At 65.6% G+C, this 17,488-nt stretch carries 18 protein-coding genes and 2 pseudogenes; 9 read left to right on the forward strand and 11 right to left on the reverse strand.

Annotated elements, in window-relative coordinates:
• Positions 1 to 70 precede the first annotated feature (70 nt).
• The 4 genes and pseudogenes from LJ362_RS14065 to LJ362_RS14080 all read left to right on the forward strand — a co-directional run bounded on the left by LJ362_RS14065 (position 71) and on the right by LJ362_RS14080 (position 3,434).
• Entirely contained in the window at positions 71 to 1,162 is a 1,092-nt protein-coding gene (locus LJ362_RS14065; protein ID WP_264799663.1) for an S-(hydroxymethyl)mycothiol dehydrogenase, read from the forward strand.
• A pseudogene (locus LJ362_RS14070) lies at positions 1,162 to 1,829 on the forward strand (MBL fold metallo-hydrolase). The gene LJ362_RS14065 and the pseudogene LJ362_RS14070 overlap by 1 nt, the downstream one beginning before the upstream one ends.
• A gap of 193 nt (positions 1,830 to 2,022) precedes the next feature.
• Positions 2,023 to 3,309, forward strand: a complete 1,287-nt coding sequence (locus tag LJ362_RS14075) for an amino acid permease (RefSeq protein ID WP_264799664.1) — start codon at positions 2,023 to 2,025, stop codon at positions 3,307 to 3,309.
• On the forward strand, positions 3,306 to 3,434 hold the full coding sequence (locus tag LJ362_RS14080; RefSeq protein WP_264799665.1) for a hypothetical protein: 129 nt from the start codon (positions 3,306 to 3,308) through the stop codon (positions 3,432 to 3,434). Before LJ362_RS14075 ends, LJ362_RS14080 begins: the two co-directional genes overlap by 4 nt.
• 194 nt (positions 3,435 to 3,628) lie before the next feature.
• Here LJ362_RS14080 and LJ362_RS14085 read toward each other — a convergent pair whose 3' ends face one another.
• From LJ362_RS14085 to LJ362_RS14100, 4 genes are all read right to left on the reverse strand, one after another.
• The gene (locus tag LJ362_RS14085; protein ID WP_264799666.1) at positions 3,629 to 4,750 is read right to left on the reverse strand and encodes a hypothetical protein; all 1,122 of its coding nucleotides are present in this window, start codon (positions 4,748 to 4,750) and stop codon (positions 3,629 to 3,631) included.
• A gap of 100 nt (positions 4,751 to 4,850) precedes the next feature.
• On the reverse strand, positions 4,851 to 5,336 hold the full coding sequence (gene ispF / locus LJ362_RS14090) for a 2-C-methyl-D-erythritol 2,4-cyclodiphosphate synthase (protein WP_264799667.1): 486 nt from the start codon (positions 5,334 to 5,336) through the stop codon (positions 4,851 to 4,853).
• Positions 5,333 to 6,352: an IspD/TarI family cytidylyltransferase gene (locus tag LJ362_RS14095; RefSeq protein ID WP_320109176.1), complete on the reverse strand. Its 1,020-nt coding sequence runs from the start codon at positions 6,350 to 6,352 to the stop codon at positions 5,333 to 5,335. The genes ispF and LJ362_RS14095 overlap by 4 nt, the downstream gene beginning before the upstream one ends.
• On the reverse strand, positions 6,346 to 6,828 hold the full coding sequence (locus tag LJ362_RS14100; protein WP_264799668.1) for a CarD family transcriptional regulator: 483 nt from the start codon (positions 6,826 to 6,828) through the stop codon (positions 6,346 to 6,348). The genes LJ362_RS14095 and LJ362_RS14100 overlap by 7 nt, the downstream gene beginning before the upstream one ends.
• Positions 6,829 to 7,179: 351 nt before the next feature.
• Between LJ362_RS14100 and LJ362_RS14105 the strand changes: the two genes are divergently transcribed.
• Positions 7,180 to 7,743, forward strand: coding sequence for a hypothetical protein (locus tag LJ362_RS14105; protein WP_264799669.1), 564 nt, complete (start codon positions 7,180 to 7,182; stop codon positions 7,741 to 7,743).
• Positions 7,744 to 7,957: 214 nt separating this feature from the next.
• Here LJ362_RS14105 and LJ362_RS14110 read toward each other — a convergent pair whose 3' ends face one another.
• The gene (locus LJ362_RS14110) at positions 7,958 to 8,641 is read right to left on the reverse strand and encodes a response regulator transcription factor (RefSeq protein ID WP_264799670.1); all 684 of its coding nucleotides are present in this window, start codon (positions 8,639 to 8,641) and stop codon (positions 7,958 to 7,960) included.
• Between the two features lie 31 nt (positions 8,642 to 8,672).
• Complete coding sequence (locus LJ362_RS14115) at positions 8,673 to 9,995, reverse strand: sensor histidine kinase (protein ID WP_264799671.1); 1,323 nt, start codon at positions 9,993 to 9,995, stop codon at positions 8,673 to 8,675.
• Between the two features lie 267 nt (positions 9,996 to 10,262).
• On the opposite strand from LJ362_RS14115, the gene phoU reads away from it, so the two are divergent.
• Positions 10,263 to 10,925, forward strand: coding sequence for a phosphate signaling complex protein PhoU (gene phoU, locus LJ362_RS14120; RefSeq protein ID WP_264799672.1), 663 nt, complete (start codon positions 10,263 to 10,265; stop codon positions 10,923 to 10,925).
• A 61-nt stretch (positions 10,926 to 10,986) separates the two neighbouring features.
• On the opposite strand, the gene LJ362_RS14125 is transcribed toward phoU, so the two are convergent.
• Positions 10,987 to 11,523: an EamA family transporter gene (locus tag LJ362_RS14125; RefSeq protein WP_413774256.1), complete on the reverse strand. Its 537-nt coding sequence runs from the start codon at positions 11,521 to 11,523 to the stop codon at positions 10,987 to 10,989.
• Between LJ362_RS14125 and LJ362_RS14130 the strand changes: the two are divergent.
• A pseudogene (locus tag LJ362_RS14130) lies at positions 11,446 to 12,183 on the forward strand (LysR substrate-binding domain-containing protein). The gene LJ362_RS14125 and the pseudogene LJ362_RS14130 sit on opposite strands and share 78 nt — an antisense overlap.
• Before the next feature lie 83 nt (positions 12,184 to 12,266).
• On the opposite strand, the gene LJ362_RS14135 reads toward LJ362_RS14130, so the two are convergent.
• Positions 12,267 to 13,010: a phosphoglyceromutase gene (locus LJ362_RS14135; protein WP_139468119.1), complete on the reverse strand. Its 744-nt coding sequence runs from the start codon at positions 13,008 to 13,010 to the stop codon at positions 12,267 to 12,269.
• A gap of 167 nt (positions 13,011 to 13,177) precedes the next feature.
• Between LJ362_RS14135 and LJ362_RS14140 the strand changes: the two genes are divergently transcribed.
• Both LJ362_RS14140 and LJ362_RS14145 read left to right on the forward strand, forming a co-directional pair.
• On the forward strand, positions 13,178 to 14,221 hold the full coding sequence (locus LJ362_RS14140; protein WP_264799674.1) for a bile acid:sodium symporter family protein: 1,044 nt from the start codon (positions 13,178 to 13,180) through the stop codon (positions 14,219 to 14,221).
• Positions 14,218 to 14,958: a GNAT family N-acetyltransferase gene (locus LJ362_RS14145; protein ID WP_264799675.1), complete on the forward strand. Its 741-nt coding sequence runs from the start codon at positions 14,218 to 14,220 to the stop codon at positions 14,956 to 14,958. The genes LJ362_RS14140 and LJ362_RS14145 overlap by 4 nt, the downstream gene beginning before the upstream one ends.
• Positions 14,959 to 14,971: 13 nt before the next feature.
• Here the strand turns inward: LJ362_RS14145 and LJ362_RS14150 are convergent, their stop codons facing one another.
• Genes LJ362_RS14150 through LJ362_RS14160 form a run of 3 tightly spaced genes read right to left on the reverse strand, consistent with a single transcriptional unit; the run spans position 14,972 to position 17,417 of the window.
• Complete coding sequence (locus LJ362_RS14150; RefSeq protein ID WP_264799676.1) at positions 14,972 to 15,352, reverse strand: iron chaperone; 381 nt, start codon at positions 15,350 to 15,352, stop codon at positions 14,972 to 14,974.
• Positions 15,349 to 15,930 (reverse strand): YbjN domain-containing protein, encoded by a 582-nt coding sequence (locus LJ362_RS14155; protein ID WP_264799677.1) that lies wholly within the window; start codon positions 15,928 to 15,930, stop codon positions 15,349 to 15,351. The genes LJ362_RS14150 and LJ362_RS14155 overlap by 4 nt, the downstream gene beginning before the upstream one ends.
• 50 nt (positions 15,931 to 15,980) lie before the next feature.
• Entirely contained in the window at positions 15,981 to 17,417 is a 1,437-nt protein-coding gene (locus LJ362_RS14160; RefSeq protein ID WP_264799678.1) for a glycosyltransferase, read from the reverse strand.
• Positions 17,418 to 17,488 lie beyond the last annotated feature (71 nt).

Genomic DNA, 17,488 nt, shown 5'->3' on the forward strand with positions numbered 1-17,488 from the left:
GAGGTGCATCAGGTCCACTTCGGGTTCCGTATCCGCGGACACCCGCCACCGAAGACATTTAGGAGACGCAATGCCACAGACCGTCAAGGGCGTCATCTCCCGCAGCAAGGGAGCCCCCGTCGAACTCACCGACATCGTCATTCCGGATCCGGGCCCGGGCGAGGTCGTCGTCGATGTGAAGTCGTGCGGCGTCTGCCACACGGACTTCCACTACCGCGAAGGCGGAATCAGCGACGACTACCCATTCCTGCTCGGCCACGAGTCCGCCGGAGTCGTCTCCGAGGTCGGCGACGGGGTCACCGAGGTCGCGGTCGGGGATTTCGTCATCCTCAATTGGCGCGCCATCTGCGGCGACTGCCGTGCCTGCAAGCGCGGCGAGCCCTGGTACTGCTTCGACACCCACAACGCTTCGCAGAAGATGACCCTGCCCGACGGCACCGAGCTCGAAGCCGCTCTGGGCATCGGTTCGTTCGCCGAGAAGACGCTCGTCGCCGCCGGCCAGTGCACCAAGGTCCCCGAGTCGGACCCGGCGGTCGTGGGTCTGCTCGGCTGCGGAATGATGGCTGGGATCGGCGCCGCCATCAACACCGGTGAGGTCACCCGCGGCAAGTCCGTGGCCGTGATCGGTGCCGGCGGTGTCGGCTGCGCGGCGATCGCCGGTTCGGCTCTGGCCGGAGCGAACACGATCATCGCTCTCGACATCGATGAGAAGAAGCTGTCCTGGGCCACCGACTTCGGTGCCACGCACACCGTGTCGACGAAGGGCATGAACGAGGACGAGGTCGTCGCCGCGATCCAGGAGCGCACCGGAGGCTTCGGCGCCGATGTCGTCATCGACGCCGTCGGACTCCCCGCCACGTGGCGGCAGGCCTTCTACGGCCGTGACCTCGCCGGCACCGTCGTCCTCGTCGGTGTGCCGACCCCGGAGATGGAGCTCACGGTTCCGCTGCTCGACGTGTTCGGCCGCGGCGGCAAGCTCAAGTCCTCGTGGTACGGCGACTGCCTGCCCGACCGCGACTTCCCGATGCTCGTCGACCTCTACCAGCAGGGACGTTTCCCGCTCGAAAAGTTCGTGTCCGAACGCATCGGCATCGGCGATGTCGAATCCGCATTCGAGAAGATGGCCAAGGGCGAAGTCCTGCGATCGGTGGTGGAACTGTAATGACAGCTATTGAGCATCTCGTCACGTCGGGTACGTTCTCCCTGGATGGGGAGACGCACAACGTCGACAACAATGTGTGGATCATCGGTGATGATTCCGAGGTCATCGTCATCGACCCGGCCCATGATGTCGATGCGATCGCCGAGGCGGTCGGATCCAGAGAGGTCAAGGCCATTCTGCTCACGCACGGTCATGACGATCATGTCGGAGTCGTCCGCGACTTCGCACAGCGGGTGGGCAATCCGACCGTGTACCTCAATCCCGATGACTATGTGCTGTGGGATATGACCTATGAGAACTACCGTCCCGACGGACAGATCGCCCACGGCAACACCTGGACCGTCGGCGGAGTCAGGCTCAAGGCCCTGCACACTCCCGGCCACTCCCCCGGTTCGACGTGCTTCTTCGTCGAGACCGGTCTGCCGGCTCCGGCATCGGCCGGTGCCGGTCGGGCCGTCGGTCCCGTGCTGTTCTCCGGAGACACTCTGTTCAAGGGCGGCCCGGGCACGGGCGGTCGCATTCGAGCTTCGAGACGATCATCGAATCGATCCGGGACGTGCTCTTCCGGCTGCCCGAGGCGACCGTCGTGCTCACCGGGCACGGTGACTCGACGTCGATCGGCGCCGAGAGTCCGGCCCTCGAGGACTGGATCAAGCGCGGCCACTGAGCCGCCGCAGGACGACGACTGATCGGCAGCTGATCCGGCTCTGACCGCTCGCCGGCGAACACGCAGATCGCATCGCCGACCGGCATACGATCGGTCTCTGACCGACCAGTGCCACTCGCAGACGCGGGTCGCGACCCACAGGGGTCCGCGACCCGCGTCTGCGCTTTCCGAGACTGACGGATAGACTCGTCGGGTGCCTGAATCACAGTCTTCGCAGCCCGCCGAGTCAGCGTCCGCCTCGGCCTCCGGCTCTTCTGATACCTCGTCCAACGGTCTCAAGGTGGGGATGAAGCCCCGCCATCTGGTGATGATGAGCCTCGGTTCGGCGATCGGCGCCGGTCTCTTCGTCGGTTCTGGCGCCGGGGTGCAGGCGGCCGGTCCCGCCGTGCTCATCTCCTACGTCGTCGCGGGCCTCATCGTCATCTTCGTCATGCGGGCCCTGGGCGAACTCGTCGCCGCCGATCCGAATCCGGGCGCGTTCTCGCACTATGCGGGCAAGGCCATGGGCCCGGCAGCGGCCTTCGCCGTCGGTGCTCTGTGGTGGGTTCAGCTGTGCCTCGTCGTCGCCGCCGAGGCCACCGCCGCCGCGCAGATCGCCGCCTCCTATATTCCGGCGGTCCCACAGTGGGTCATCGCCTTGGCGATCATGCTCGTCTTCACAGCCATCAACCTCACCACCTCGGGCAGCTTCGGTGAGTTCGAGTTCTGGTTCTCGCTCATCAAGGTCGCCTTCGTCGTCCTCTTCGTCGTCCTCGGTGCCGCGTACCTGTTCGGGTGGACCCCGGCCGAACCGCCCACTCAGATCTTCGCCGACGGGTTCATGCCCACCGGCATCTCCGGAATCGCCGCCGGCCTGCTCGTCGTCGCGTTCGCCTTCGGCGGCATCGAGATCGTGGCGGTCGCCGCGGCCGAGACCGCGAACCCCGAACGCAGCGTCTCCCAGGCGATCAAGACGATCGTGTGGCGTATCCTGTTCCTCTACATCGGGTCCGTGGCGATCATCGTCCTCGTCCTGCCGTGGACGGACGGCCGCCTGGCCGAATCCCCGTTCGTGGCCGTTCTCGAGACCGCCGGACTCCCGTTCATCGCCTCGCTGCTGGCCGCGGTCATCGTCATCGCGCTGCTGTCGTCGATGAACGCGAACATCTACGGAGCGTCCCGGATGTCGTTCTCGATGTCGCAGCGGTCCATGCTGCCGCGCGGGCTCGGCCGCACCAACCGCCGCGGTGTGCCCGTGGCAGCGGTGCTGGCCACCTCGGCGTTCGGCTTCGTCGCCGTCGCACTCAACTATTTCTGGGCTGCCGAGGTCCTCGGGGTCCTGCTCAACATCGTCGGCTCGACGCTCATCGTCACGTGGTCGCGACCCTCGTATCGCAGATCGTTCTGCGTCGTCGCGCCGAGGCGGCCGGTCAGTCCCTGCCGCTGCGCATGTGGGGCTACCCCTGGCTGTCGTATGTCACACTCGCCGGAATCGCTGTGATCATCGGACTCGGCCTCACCGTCCAATCCGTGCGCTTCCAGATCGTCGGCACGCTCATCTTCGTCGTCGCGCTCTACCTCGTCGGAGTCATCGTCACGAAGCGTCACCCGAACGCGAAGGTCTGAGCCCGCCGTTCACCGCCACCGAGGCGACTGTCGGCTTCCGTGCCCGGACCGCGGAGGCACCCGCGGCCGGACCGCGGCAGTGCCCCACCGCCGGGCCGCGGCGATCCCGCGCGACCGGACCGCTGCGATCTCCCTCGCGGCCGGTTGCTCAGTCGCAGCCTTCGTCCAATGCGGGCATCTGAACTCGTCGAGCCTCAATCGTCAAGTGCGTCCAATGCGGCAACGAGCTCCCGCAGAGCGTGGGCTGAATCTGCCGTTTCCGCCCAGCCGGCGAGCATGTCCCGGGTCTGGCCCACGTGACGGTTGAAGTGCCTGCCCGCATAGCTCGTCACGTCGATCGGCACGATCCTCTCGACTGCTTCGAGCACGAAGTACGCGGCGGAACCGAACACGGGAACCTGCACCCCGAGGCGGGTCCGCACTGCTTCGCTCGCTGCCTTCGCGGGGCGGTCAAGGTGTGATTTCAGTGCGGCCCAGCTGCCCTCGCGGACGCTGAGTTCGGCGACGAAGGGAATGAACACCGTCGGCGGCAGAATCACGACCTCCATCGGCACCGGCAGCACGAGACGACCCAGCCTGCTGACAAGCGCACGCACCACGGTCGACGGTCCTGCGAGGAAGAACCGGGGCGCACCTGCAGGTGCCCAGAACGTCACTTCTCGCCCCGGTTCGGCCCTTCTGCCGACCACTCCGTCGAGACCGCCGGTTGTGAGCACACCTCCGTCGGCCTCCCCGGCACGGCTACCTTCAGCGTGCACGACCTCAGCCGGAGCGCCTGGGTCCAAGCGTTCGGAGAGGAACGCGGGTCCGAATATGACTGCCCGACTACCAGGGAAGACTGCTTGTGCTCGCTCGAGGTCTCGCTCGACCTGGCTCGTCGTCGCAATGAACGCAGGCGAGATATCCCGAATCGCCGAGACCACCTCTGCATCGAGATCATCCGGCCGAGTCGTGAGTACGATGAGGTCCCAGCGTCCATGCGCGGCAGCAGCGGCCCAGTCTGTGATCACCACCCGCCGAGTCGCGGCCACTCTGGTCACCGACCAGCCATTGCCCGTGCTCGCACGTCCGCCTTCAGCTCCCCCGATCTCGCCCTCGCTGCTGCCTCCGGCACGCCCGCGCCCTTCCCTGCAGCTGCCGTCTCCAACTCCCACCTTGCGCGAATGGGTCGGGTCGAACACGCTCACGCGCCGCGGAAAGGACGCCCGCCTATGAGGACCAGCAGCGCGGGAGACGACGGCGACCTCGTGGTCATCGGTGAAGAGCGCGGCCCCTGCGATGCCGATGGCGCCGGCCCCTTGGAAGAGGACTTTCATTGCTGGCTCTCCTCACTCAGCTCGTGTGACTCGGTTCGAGCAGATCATTGCGAATGAACAGGTGCGGGTGATTCAGAGCTCTTGAGATAGTTCGAATACTTCAATTCAGGTGGATCAGTGCGGTGGCGATGGCGGCGACTCCTTCGCCGCGACCGGTCAGGCCGAGACCGTCAGAGGTGGTGCCCGAGACCGTCACCGGTGCTCCGGCAGCAGCCGACAGCGCCTGTTGAGCCTCAGCACGGCGCGCGCCGACCTTCGGTCGATTGCCGATCACCTGAACGGAGATGTTTCCGATCTCGAAGCCTGCCTTGCGGACGATGCGGGCCGCCTCGGCGAGCAGCACCGACCCGGAGGCGCCGGCGAATTCCGGACGGTCGACGCCGAAGTGCTCACCGAGGTCGCCGAGTCCCGCGGCGGAGAACAGGGCGTCGCAGCAGGCGTGGGCGGCCACATCGGAGTCCGAGTGTCCTTCGAGTCCTCGTTCGCCCGGCCACAGCAGTCCCGCAACCCACAGCTCACGTGCGGGATCGGCGGCGAAGGCATGGACATCGACGCCGGTGCCGATGCGGGGAATGACCTGATTCATCGTGGCTCCTTCGCCGAATCCGGCGCACCCGGTCCAGGGGCGACGGCTCCGTCACGCATTCGGGCGAGCTGTTCTGCGAGGACGAGGTCGAGCGGATAGGTGATCTTCAGCGCCTCGTCGTCACCGTCGACGGCGACGACGTCGACGCCGAGGCGCTCGACGAGCCCCGCATCGTCCGTCGGCAGAGCACTGCCCTGCCGGTCGCTCCCAGTCGTCGAGCCCGCACCCTCGATCAGGCCTGCACCATCTGCGGAGCCAGCCCCACCGGTCGGACCAACACCATGAGTAAATATTGGGCCGTCGGCGGCAAACTCGTCATGGGCCCGCCGGAGCACCTCGGCGCGGAACCCCTGAGGCGTCTGGACCCGTCGCAGCACGGCCCTGTCGAGGTCGCCCCGCACCACTTCACGCGTGCCGGCGCCCACAGCGACGGCAAGATCCGGATTGTTGGGTCGATCCGCGGTGGTTTCAGCGCCAGAATCGCCGTGGATCGACCCAACAATTCCGTGGGAAGCGCCCTCCGCGCCCGTGCCTGCCCCTGCGTTCGGTTCCGCACCGACGGCTGCGTGCGGAACGACCCTCCGCACGGTATCGACCATCGGCAGAACCGGAACGACCGCCTCGGCGCCGGAATGCAGCGCGGCGACCACTCGAGTGAACACATCGGACGGGGTCAGACACCTCGCCGCATCATGAACGAGAACGTATTCCGCATCGCGCTTAAGTTTCAAGGCAGTTTGCACCGAGGAATTGCGATCATTGCCACCCGCTACGGCTGTAATTGAAATTTCGCATTTCATCCGCGTAGCTGCTTCAGCGATTTCTTCTTGCGCCTGCAAAAGAAAATCCTCGGGAGCGGCCACCACGATTGCGGAGGCGACTCCCGAGGAGATGATCGTCTCGAGGCTGCGGGCCAGAAGGGTCCGTCCGTTCACACGGACGAAAGCCTTCGGCTCATTGCAACCCAGACGGGATCCCGACCCTGCAGCCGGGATGATGACACAGGTGCTCAGGATGCGAGCACTTCGTCCAGCAGAGCTTCTGCTTCGGACTCTTCCTTCTTCTCGGCCAGTGCGAGTTCGGAGACGAGGATCTGGCGAGCCTTCGAGAGCATGCGCTTCTCACCGGTCGACAGGCCACGGTCCTGCTCTCGGCGCCAGAGGTCACGGACGACCTCTGCTACCTTGATGACGTCACCGGACTGGAGCTTCTCGACATTGGCCTTGTACCGACGGGACCAGTTCGCGGGCTCTTCGACGAATTCGGCACGCAGGACGTTGAAGACCTTCTCGACGCCTTCTTCACCGACGACATCTCGCACACCGACCAGATCGCAGTTATCTGCCGGAACTTCGATCACGAGATCGCCATGGGCGACCTGGAGCTTGAGATACAGCTTCTCCTCACCTTTGATGGCACGTTTCTTGATTTCTTGGATTGTCGCTGCACCGTGATGTGGATAGACAACAGTGTCGCCGACCTGGAAACTCATATTCTCTTCAAACCCCTTTCGCGGAATACCAGTTTACCATGAGGCTCGCCACAGAAATCGTTCAGGGTAGCGAATCTTCATGCTAGGCTCCGCCTCTGCCGCACGCCGTGATGACCCCGGCTGACGCCTCTGCCAGCGAGAACATCGGAGAGGGCGCATTGCCACGAGGCTCGGCATTCAACCTCGACCGAACGCGATGCGGGCCGATCTTCGCCGCCTCTTCACCGAAACTTCAACCGCGACGCGCCCGAGCGTCGCGGAACCTCGTCCACTCCGACCACCCGGTTCTACAGCGGGTCAAAAACCGGGTAGTATACAGACTGATCTTGTATTGCCACTTCAAGGAGCATAATGAAACGGCACAACCGCGCGGCTCTCGCCGTTGCCGCACTCGCTCTCGTTATCCCCGTCAGCGGATGTGCAAGCCTGCTGTCTCCCCATCAGACCGCCGAATACCACTACAACGGCGGCGATGGAGCCTCGGGAGCCGTCGGCGACGTCGAGGTCCGTGGGCTCATGCTCATCACGGACGAGGAAGGCTCCGGTCCGGCGCAGCTGTTCTTCACCCTCATCAACAAGGGTGACTCCACCGCCAAGGTGTCCATCGAGGTCGCCGACACCACGGTGAGCGAATCGATCAAGGCCGGCGACACCTTCGTCCAGGACCCGAAGAGCCCCGAGACCTCGTCCAAGGAAGTCGTCACCGTCGACAGCCTCAAGGCGAAGCCCGGCGACCTCGTCGACATCACCGTCAAGAACGGCGGCGACGAGAAGGTCGTCCAAACCCAGCTCCTCACCGATACCCTGCCGTACTACAACGAGTACGTGCCCTCGGAATCGCCGTCCGAGTCCCCGTCGGACATGCCGACCGAGGACGCCGGCGCAGCAGAGGGAACCGCAACAGCCAACGGCTGATCCGTCTTCCTCAAGCACCGGGACCAGTCCCGCGCGAGAGCACAGAAGGAGCCGCTCACTTCAAGTGAGCGGCTCCTTCTGCATTCACGTCCGGCCAGCCGATTCCGATCTCACGAACCCGGCCTCACGAACCTGGCCGGCATCCACCGACCTCGCCGATCAGAATCCCCGGGCTTCGCCGGATGGCGTCCTCAGGCTTCGCCGGATCGCGCCCTCAAGCTTCGAACTTGTATCCGAGGCCCCGCACCGTGGTGAGCAGACGCGGCTCCGAGGGGTCCTCCTCGATCTTCGCGCGCAGTCGCTTGACGTGGACGTCGAGCGTCTTCGTATCGCCTACGTAGTCTTCGCCCCAGATCCGGTCGATGAGCTGACCACGGGTCATCACGCGGCCGGAGTTGCGCACGAGGATTTCGAGCAGTTCGAACTCCTTGAGCGGCATGGACTGCTCTTCACCACGCACGGACACGACGTGGCGCTCGACGTCGATGCGCACTCCCCCGGCCTCGAGCACGGACTCGTCCTCGAATTCCTCAGTCTCGACATTGCGGCGCAGCACCGCCCGCACGCGAGCCAGCAGCTCACGTGAGGAGTACGGCTTCGTCACATAGTCATCGGCGCCGAGTTCGAGCCCCACTACCTTGTCGATCTCCGAATCCTTGGCCGTGAGCATAATGATCGGCACATTGGACTTCGCCCGCAGCTCGCGGCACACCTCGGTGCCGGAGGCGCCGGGCAGCATGAGGTCGAGCAGGACCAGATCGGCGCCGGTGCGGTCGAACTCCGCCAGAGCCTTGAGCCCGTCATCGGCGACCGTCACCTCGTACCCTTCCTTACCGAGCAGGTACGACAGCGGGTCCGAGAACGAATCTTCGTCCTCGACAAGCAGAATACGAGTCACGTTGTGAGCTTCCTTTGTTCGCTTTCTTCGGTCAGATCCTTGGGTGAGTCGGCGGTCGCCCCGCCGCCTCCATTATCACCGGAGGACGCGTCGTTGTCGCCGACCGGGTCGTCCGCGCCGGACGCGGCGGTTCCGCGCCCGTCGTCATCCGCCGAGGCGGTCCCGGTCGAATCCGCGGAATGTTCGATGAGGACCCGGCCGGGGCCGAATCGGTGGCGGAGGCATCGGTCGCAGTTCCCGCCAACGGGAGCACGATCGTGAACGTCGATCCCTTGTTCAACCGGCTCCACACACGCACTTCTCCGCCGTGGGTGGCGACGATGTGCTTGACGATGCTCAGCCCCAGCCCTGTGCCGCCGGTGATCCGGGAGCGTGCCGGGTCCACGCGGTAGAAGCGTTCGAAGACGCGCTCGGTGTCCTGGGCGGTCATGCCGATGCCCTGATCGGTCACGGCGATCTCGATGCGCTCGTCGACGAGGTCGACCCCGACTCCGACGCGGGTTCCCTCCGGCGAATAATTCACAGCATTGTCGATGAGGTTGCGGACCGCGTTGACGAGCAGTTCGTAGTTGCCCTCGATGAGCAGATCGCTCGGCGGGGAGACCTCGATATGGATGTTCTTGCCTTCCGCCCCGGTCCGGGCACGGTCAGCGGCATCGTCGACCACCTCGGCGACGGAGATGTTCTCGGTCGTCGCGGGAGCGGCGTGGTCCTGGACGCGGGAGAGGTCGATGATCTCCTGCACGAGCTGGGTCAGCCGCTTCGACTCCCGCTGCATCCGCCCGCCGAAGCGTTCGACCGCGGCCGGATCGTCGGCGAAGTCGGTGACCGCCTCGGCGAGCAGGGCCATCGCACCGATCGGAGTCTTGAGCTCATGGGAGACGTTGGCGACGAAGTCCCGGCGGACGGCGTCGACGCGCTTGGATTCGGTCTGATCGTCACAGAGGACGAGGACGAAGGAGGTGCCCAAGGGAGCGACGCGGGCGTGGAGGTAGCGGAGCACGGAATCGGAGTTCTCCCGTGTCTGCTCGAGGTCGATCTCTTCGATGAGACCGCGTGCACGAACGCGGCCGACGACACGCAGCATCTCGGGCGATGCCAGGGAATGACCTCTGACCAGGCCGAACGTATATGCGGCCGGGGACGCCTTGACGACATCGTCACCGGCGTCGATGACGATCGCGGCCGAGGGCAGGACGGCCAGCACCTCGGCGATGCCTTCGGGCAGGTCGTCTTCGGAATGCAGATCGGCAGCATCGCGGGAGCGTTCGCTGAATCGGAACGCAAGAATTCCCGCTATACCCAGGCCCAGGCCGACGACGCCGGTCAGGACCGCCACTACTAAGAGATCCACAGCCTCAAGCTTAGGCGGTGTCTACCGTCCCGGCGCACCGAATTCACTTCTGCTGGCAGTATTTGCCGAGGAATTCACCTTCTCGTCTGGAGTAGTTCACTCGATCGTGCGATGCTGACGTCTGTGTGCCTGCGTTCCCCGTCGTTCCCACCTTCCGCTTTCCCCCGCTGAGAGTGCGGACCGGAAGCGCCGGCACTCCTCAAGACACCAAGCACCGCCGACAGTCACTCCAGATTGTCACAATCGAGAGTTAAGGAACCGCAGTTCATGCGCGAAGTCTTCAGAAACGAATTGGACGACCTGGCCACCCAGCTGGTCGGCATGTCCACCAAGGTCCTCGACGCCATCCGCCTGGCCAACCAGGCGCTGCATTCGAATGATCTCGAGCTGGCCGAGAAGGTCATCGAGGCCGACTCCGTCATCGACAATATGCAGTTCGCCCTCGATCAGCAGGCCGCCGAGATGCTCGCCCTGCAGGCTCCGGTGGCCGCAGATCTGCGCGCCGTCATCGGCTCACTGCGGATGTCCGCATCCCTCGAGCGCATGGGCGACCTCGCCCGTCATATCGCACAGCAGGTGCGCATCCGCTATCCGGAGTCCGCGATCCCCGAGGCCTTCGAATCGGTGTTCGCACGGATGGGCGAGTCCGGTGAGAAGATCGCCGAGGCGACGCAGAGCCTGCTCTCGAATCCCGGCCTGTCCGATGTGCCCACGATCAACTCCATCGACGAGGAGCTCGACGAACTCCACCTGAGCGTGTTCGGGAAGCTCGGCGAAGCTCCCGCCGGTTCGCTGGCTCCCCGTCATATCGCCGATGTCACCCTGCTCTCGCGCTACTACGAGCGTTTCGGTGATCACGCAGTGTCCGTGTCGCAGAAGGTCGAGTACCTTCTCACCGGAAACTGGGAACCCTACCTGTCGAAGAAGTAGGGATCGGGCTCTACGAAGCACGAATCCACCGAAGCGCCCCGACACTGTCGGGGCGCTTCGCCTATCTGGAGGCCGAGACCTCTTTCGGCAGCTGACTGACGACGACCTTGCGGCGTGGTCTGGGCCCGTTCTTGATACCGCGGGCCAGGGTCTTGAGCACTCCCGTGGTCACGGCGACGCCGAGGAGCAGCAGGACTCCGCCGATGAGTTCTGCGATGCTCGGGCGGTCTCCGAGCACGATCCAGGCGGAGATCACCCCGATCGGCGGGACGAGCAGGGAGAACGGCGCAACCTGCGAAGCCGGGAAGCGAGCGAGCAGCGAGTTCCAGATGACATAGCCGACCAGCGATGCCAAGCCGGCGGTGTAGACGACCGAGGCCACGACACCGCAGCTCGGGTGCGTGAGTGCGTTGGCCACCTCGGTGGGTCCGTCGATGAGCATCGACAGTGCGACCATCGGAATCGGAACGACGAGGGCCGACCAACTGAGCGGACGGGCCGCGGCATCGCGCTGACACCGGTGGGCCGGGAGCTCAGCCGACGCGGGTCCGGGCTGCTGGAGGAGCTGGAGAGTCTGGAGACCGCGGCCCGAGCGCAGTCAGGTGAGCCGCGGGGGCGGATCACGGTCGGCGGGTTCTCGACGGGGATCCGCGGACTGCTCGTACCCGCGCTGCCGCGGTTGGCCGCCTCGGCGCCGGAGCTGACGGTGTCGAACTTCGAGGAGGAGCCGGATGAGCTCATCGAAATGGTCACGGCCGGCAGGATCGACGCCTCCCTCGTCTTCGGCTGGGATTCGTCCTCGCTCCACCTGCCCGCGACGCTGATCTCGGAGACGATCACCGTGGATCGGGCCGATATCGTCATGCACCGGGATCATCATCTGGCCGCCTGCACCGAGGTGACCCGCAGCGATCTGCTCGGCTAGATGTTCGTGTCGGCTCCGCGCAATGCCGTGTGCCATCGCTGGCTGACAGCGCTGTTCGAGGAGCTGGGCAGCAAGCCGCAGATCGACTATTGGGCCATCGAATACGACACGCAGATCGAATTCGTCCGAGCCGTCGGGGTGTTGGCCCTCGTGCCGCGATTGGGCAGGCCGCACCTGCCTGCCGATGTCGTGGCGGTGCCGCTCGATGATCCGAGCATTGCCCGCGGGATCTCACTGGTCTGGCGGAAATCGATGTCGCCCTCCCCCGCCATCGCCTTTCTGCTCGAAGAGATGAAGGCGATCGCTGGGAAGGCCGACACGATCAGTGCCTGAGTGGGGCCGGGATTCGGTGTCCGAGTTCTGTCTCGACGCCCGAGTCCGAACGGATCCCGCCCCGTCTGCGGTGGGGCCGGGGCTCAGCGTCCCTGGTTGGCGACTTGGCCGATCGCTGCCGCGGCCGCCTCGGCGTCGAGGTAGGTGCCGCCGGGAGTGACCGGGGTGAAATCCTCGGTGAGTTCGTAGTGCAGCGGAATGCCGGTGGGGATATTCAGCCCCGTGATGTCGGCATCGGAGATCCCGTCGAGGTGCTTGACCAGTGCGCGCAGCGAGTTGCCGTGGGCGGCCACGAGCACGGTCTTGCCGACGGTGAGTTCGGGCACGAGGGTGTCGTACCAGTAGGGCAGGAGGCGGTCGATGACGTCGGCGAGGCATTCGGTGCGGGGCAGCGCATCACCGAGGTTGGCGTAGCGGGCTTCACCGGCCTGCGAGAATTCCGAGCTGTCGGCCAGGGCCGGAGGCGGGGTGTCGAAGGAGCGGCGCCAGGTCATGAACTGCTCTTCACCGAACTCGTCGCGGATCTCCTTCTTGTTCTTGCCCTGCAGTGCGCCGTAGTGGCGTTCATTGAGGCGCCAGCTGCGGTGGACGTCGAGCCAGGACAGATCCGCTGCCTCGAGTGCGATGTTTGCGGTCAGGATCGCACGCTTGAGCCGCGAGGTGTAGACGACATCGGGGATGAGGTCTTTCTCGCGCAGCAGTTCGCCGGCACGCTTGCCTTCGGCACGGCCTTTGTCCGTGAGGGTCACGTCGACCCAACCGGTGAACAGATTCTTCTGGTTCCATTCGCTTTCGCCGTGGCGCAGCAGGATGAGGTTATACGTCATGGCTCCATTTTGACACGACCGTTCAGCCGGAGCCGCCGATGCCCGTCATCGCCACTGGCCTCCTCCTGCGATGGCCCGCCGACGCCCCGCCGCTCCTCATCGCCGATCGGGTCTCAATTTGTGGGCATGTGTCTCAAATGACAAAATCGTCGGAGTAGCCTGGACCTATGTCACATACGCCAGCACATCAGGCTTCCGGAGGCACAGCCGCCCCCGCTGCCGATCGCAGTTCGATCATCGCCGTCACGGCTCTGCCGGTCCTCGTCGTCATTGCGGGAGTGCTCGGGTTCCTGCTGCCCGATGCCTTCACTCCTCTGGCTCCGTCGATCACGTGGGCGCTCGGCGTGGTCATGTTCTTCATGGGCCTGACCCTGACGCTGCCCGACTTCGCCCGCATCGCGAAGCGGCCGTGGATCGCGGTGCTCGGAGTCGTCACTCAGTTCGTGGCGATGCCGCTGCTCGGCCTCCTCGTCGTGACCGTGTACTCGCTTCCGACCGAGATCGCCGTCGGCGTCATCCTCGTCGGCTGCGCGCCCGGCGGCACTGCGTCGAATGTCGTGACCTATCTGGCCAAGGGAGACACGGCGCTGTCGGTGTCGATCACGACCCTGTCGACGCTGCTCGCTCCGGTTCTCACCCCGCTGCTGACTCTGTGGTTGGCTGGTTCGTATATGGACGTGCCGTTCTGGTCGATGTTCGTCTCGATCTGCCAGACCGTGCTCGTGCCGGTCATCGTCGGCGTCCTCGTCCGTGTGTTCGCGTCGAAGTTCGTCGACAAGATCTCGCCGGTGCTGCCGTGGCTGGCCTCGATCGCCATCGCCTATATCGTCTCGATCGTCGTGGCCGGATCCGCGGGTTCGATCGCCACTGCCGGTGTGCTCGTTCTGCTGGCCGTCGTCACGCACAATCTGCTCGGGCTCGGGGTCGGCTACGGTGTGGCCGCGGCCTGCCGTCTCGACACCCCAACCCGTCGCGCGATGGCCTTCGAGGTCGGACTCCAGAACTCCGGTCTGGCATCGACCCTGGCCACCACGTACTTCTCGCCGCTGGCAGCACTGCCCGGAGCAGTCTTCAGCGTGTGGCACAACGTCTCCGGGGCCCTGTTGGCCTCGCTCTTCGCTCGTCGTCCCTATGGAAAGCCGCCGGTCGATGCGGCGGGCCGTGAGCCGGCAGCTGCCGGAGCGACCTCCGCTGGGACCGCGAGCAGATGACCACCGAGGCAGCCCCGGGCGAGGACGAATCGGATCAGGCCGAATCAGGTCAGGCCGAATCGGGCCGAGGCTTCGACGGGTTCTCCCCTCAGACCCTGGACCTGGCGGGCCGGACGTTCGTCATCCGCCGCGCGACCGAGGCCGATGTGTCGGCCATTGTTGCGCTCCTGCGTGACGACGTGCTCGGGGCCGCCCGTGAGGCCGACGTCGAAGTGGTCGACCGTGCGGACCCTGTCGCAGCCGGCGCCGCACCTGCCATCCCCGACGCCGAGGATGCGGCCCCCTATTCTCGTGCGTTCGCGCTCATCGACGCCGATCCCAATCAGCTCCTCGTCGCCATCACCGAAGCAGCAGGACAGGCTGACACGCCAGGCCGGGCCGAGTCAGCCGAACAGGCCGAGTCGGCCGAACAGGCCGAGTCAGCCGAGCAGTCCCCATCAGCAGACCAGACTCACGACGGCTCGACCGTCGTCGGGACCCTGCAATTGAGTCTGCTGCCCAGCCTGTCTCGCCGCGGCACGCTCCGCCTGCAGATCGAGGCGGTGCGAGTCAGCCCCTCGGCTCAGGGCATCGGGCTCGGCACCGCGATCTTCGAATGGGCTCACGAATGCGGTCGCCGCTTCGGCGCCGGACTCGTTCAGCTCACCACCGATAAGTCGCGCACCGGTGCTCAGCGTTTCTATGATCGGCTCGGCTATGTCGCCAGCCATGAGGGAATGAAGCTGCCGCTCGACTGAGACCGGCGCGCCCTCACATCCACTTCACTCCGTCGACCTCGAACTCGCGGATCCTGTGGGTGATCATCTCGGTCAGCAGCTCGGTCGGAACCTCTCCGTCATACGGCAGTTTGATCGAGCCCTTACCGGTGTCGAAGTCCTGCAGACGGTCGGCGAAGGAGTCTTTCGTACTCGGAGTGAATACGACATTCGCGTGCTTCTTGTACCCGGCGAACACGAACAGGATCGAGCCGAGGGCGTAGGCGGGGCTGCCCCATTTGAGGCTCTCCTCGGCCTGCGGTGCGGCGGCACGACTGAGATCGCGCAGCCGGGTGAGGAAGGCTCGGTGTCGCTCGTCGTCGAATGAGGCGATGTATTCGTCGACGCTCGCCGGCTTGGAGGCGGCCGCACTCATGGGCGCGGGCCCTCGCTCGCACGATCGACCGACACCGCCGGAGGTTCGGAATCGGCGTCGCCGAAGGTGCCGAGGAATTCGTTGTCATCCCCGCTGAGCACCTTCTCGAAGGCCGCGAGATTGCGCGTCGACTCACCCCGGCCGACCCTCCAGGCCCACTCCTTCTTCATGCCGGTGAGGAACCCGATCTGGAGGAGTTCGTTGAAAGAGGAGTCCGCCGTGGCGAGCATCGCCCCGAGAAGTCCGTCGAGGTCATCGAGCAGATGCTCTCGGGGCACGCTCGCACGCAGATAGACATCGCCGAGGCTGTCGATCGCAAACGCCACCGGCCCGGGTTTGAGGTTCTTCTGCAGCAGCCACCGATTGAATGCGGCCGAATTCTCGTCGGGATGACGGATGACGAAGGCCTGCAGGTGGGCAGTGCGAGCGAAGACGCTGATCGCCACGTTCGTCTTGAGCTTCTTCTCCCCCGGAAGGGTGACGACGATCTCCGCATCCTCGATCGAATCGACGGGAACGTCGTTGTTCTCGGCCCAGGTGCGCACTCCGGACAGGATCGCCTCGGTGTCGGTGCTCATGCTCTCACGCCTTTCGCTCGGCTCTCGTGCTCACTGCCGACTCTAGTCGTTCAGCACGCTCGCAGCGCTTCCGAGCGCCGCGCAGATATGCCGGAGATGTCCGGCACAGCGTCGAGCACGGCTGCGACGGTGTGGCCCCAGTCGAAGCGTTCGGCACGGTCGACGGCATGGCCGGCGAGTTCGGCTCGCAGCTGCGTGTCAGTGAGCAGCGTTTCGATCGCCGTCGCCCAGTGGTGGGGGTTGTGGTCGGCGATGAGCAGTCCCGAATATCCGTGTTCGACGATCTCCGGAAGTCCTCCCACCGCCGAGGCGATCGCGGGAAGGCCGGAGGCGGCCGCTTCGGCGGCCACGAGTCCGAATGATTCGCTGCGGGAGGGAACGATGAGCACGTCCGCAGCCCGGTAGTAGTCGACGAGGATGTGGGAGGGAACGGGCGGGCGGACCTCGACGCTGGGTTCGCTCGCGATCGCCGCGGTCAGCTCCCGCAGATACGCCGAGAACGGTCGGACCGCTCCCCCGCCTGCTTCGACGCCTGCCCCCGAGGCGGCTCCGAGGAGGATACCGCGGGTCCGGGAGGCCAGGTGCGGGTTGCGTTCCCGCAGGTCGGCCAGGGCGTCGACGGCGACATCCGTGCCTTTGATGAACTGCATCCGCCCGACGTAGAGAACGATCGCCTCGTCCGAGTCGAATCCCAGACGCTTGCGCGCGTCCGACTGTGAGTCCGATGTGTAGAGCGCGTGATCGACACCCGGTCGGGCGACGACGACCGAGTCGGGGTCGGCGCGGAGTTCCGACACGAGGTCGCGACGTTCGGCAGGGGTGGCGGCGACGAGCAGGTCGGCCTCGGCGGCGATGCGCTCTTCGGCTTCGAGTCGTTGGGGTCGTTCGTGGCTGGTGTCGGAATCGCGGTTCTTCACGGCCCCGATCGTGTGCATGCTCACCGCGATCGGAGCCTGCGCCGCACGGTCCTGCCCGACGCCGACAACGGCGTCGGCACCGCAGTCTCCGGACTCGGTACCGCTGTCTCCGGATTCGGCGTCGTTGTCGACGGCGTTGTCACGGGCGCGTAGGGCCGCCTCGGCGGAGATCCAATAGTGGCTCCAGATGAGATCGGCGGCGCGGAAGTCCGGGCGGGCATTGAGCAGGTCGGCGAGTTCGTCGATCGCGTCGGCGAGCTCGTCCTTCGTCGCGGCGCCGACCGGCAGGTGGTGGAGGGTGATGGATTCGGTGATCTCCAGCCTCGCGCTCCGACCTACGGAAGGGCCCGCGCCGCGTCCCCGACCAGCGCCGGTTCCGTCGACAGCGACTTCTGCGCTGCCTCCCGTGCCGTCGAGCCCGCCGGGGTCAGCGGTGAACACGTCGACTCGGTGTCCGGCGGCGGCGAGCGCGCGCACGGTTTGGTCGACGTAGACGTTCATTCCTCCAGCGTCGCCCTGGCCAGGCTGGGCGACGGGCGAGGTGTGGAGGGAGAGGACGGAGATGCGCACGGAGACAGTCTAGCCAACGACCTCGGTCGGGTGACCAGCCGAAGCCAGCGCTGAACCGAATCCAGAACCTA

This window comes from Brevibacterium sp. JSBI002, from assembly GCF_026013965.1.
Lineage (GTDB): Bacteria > Actinomycetota > Actinomycetes > Actinomycetales > Brevibacteriaceae > Brevibacterium.

Excerpts from the sequence above, each read along its gene's own strand:
- LJ362_RS14135 (WP_139468119.1), bottom strand. The coding sequence starts at position 13,010 with ATGACGTATAACCTCATCCTGCTGCGCCACGGCGAAAGCGAATGGAAC.
- LJ362_RS14150 (WP_264799676.1), bottom strand. The coding sequence starts at position 15,352 with ATGAGTGCGGCCGCCTCCAAGCCGGCGAGCGTCGACGAATACATCGCC.
- LJ362_RS14140 (WP_264799674.1), top strand. The coding sequence starts at position 13,178 with ATGTCACATACGCCAGCACATCAGGCTTCCGGAGGCACAGCCGCCCCC.
- ispF (WP_264799667.1), bottom strand. The coding sequence starts at position 5,336 with ATGAATCAGGTCATTCCCCGCATCGGCACCGGCGTCGATGTCCATGCC.
- LJ362_RS14105 (WP_264799669.1), top strand. The coding sequence starts at position 7,180 with ATGAAACGGCACAACCGCGCGGCTCTCGCCGTTGCCGCACTCGCTCTC.
- LJ362_RS14145 (WP_264799675.1), top strand. The coding sequence starts at position 14,218 with ATGACCACCGAGGCAGCCCCGGGCGAGGACGAATCGGATCAGGCCGAA.
- LJ362_RS14100 (WP_264799668.1), bottom strand. The coding sequence starts at position 6,828 with ATGAGTTTCCAGGTCGGCGACACTGTTGTCTATCCACATCACGGTGCA.
- LJ362_RS14065 (WP_264799663.1), top strand. The coding sequence starts at position 71 with ATGCCACAGACCGTCAAGGGCGTCATCTCCCGCAGCAAGGGAGCCCCC.
- LJ362_RS14155 (WP_264799677.1), bottom strand. The coding sequence starts at position 15,930 with ATGAGCACCGACACCGAGGCGATCCTGTCCGGAGTGCGCACCTGGGCC.
- phoU (WP_264799672.1), top strand. The coding sequence starts at position 10,263 with ATGCGCGAAGTCTTCAGAAACGAATTGGACGACCTGGCCACCCAGCTG.
- LJ362_RS14085 (WP_264799666.1), bottom strand. The coding sequence starts at position 4,750 with ATGAAAGTCCTCTTCCAAGGGGCCGGCGCCATCGGCATCGCAGGGGCC.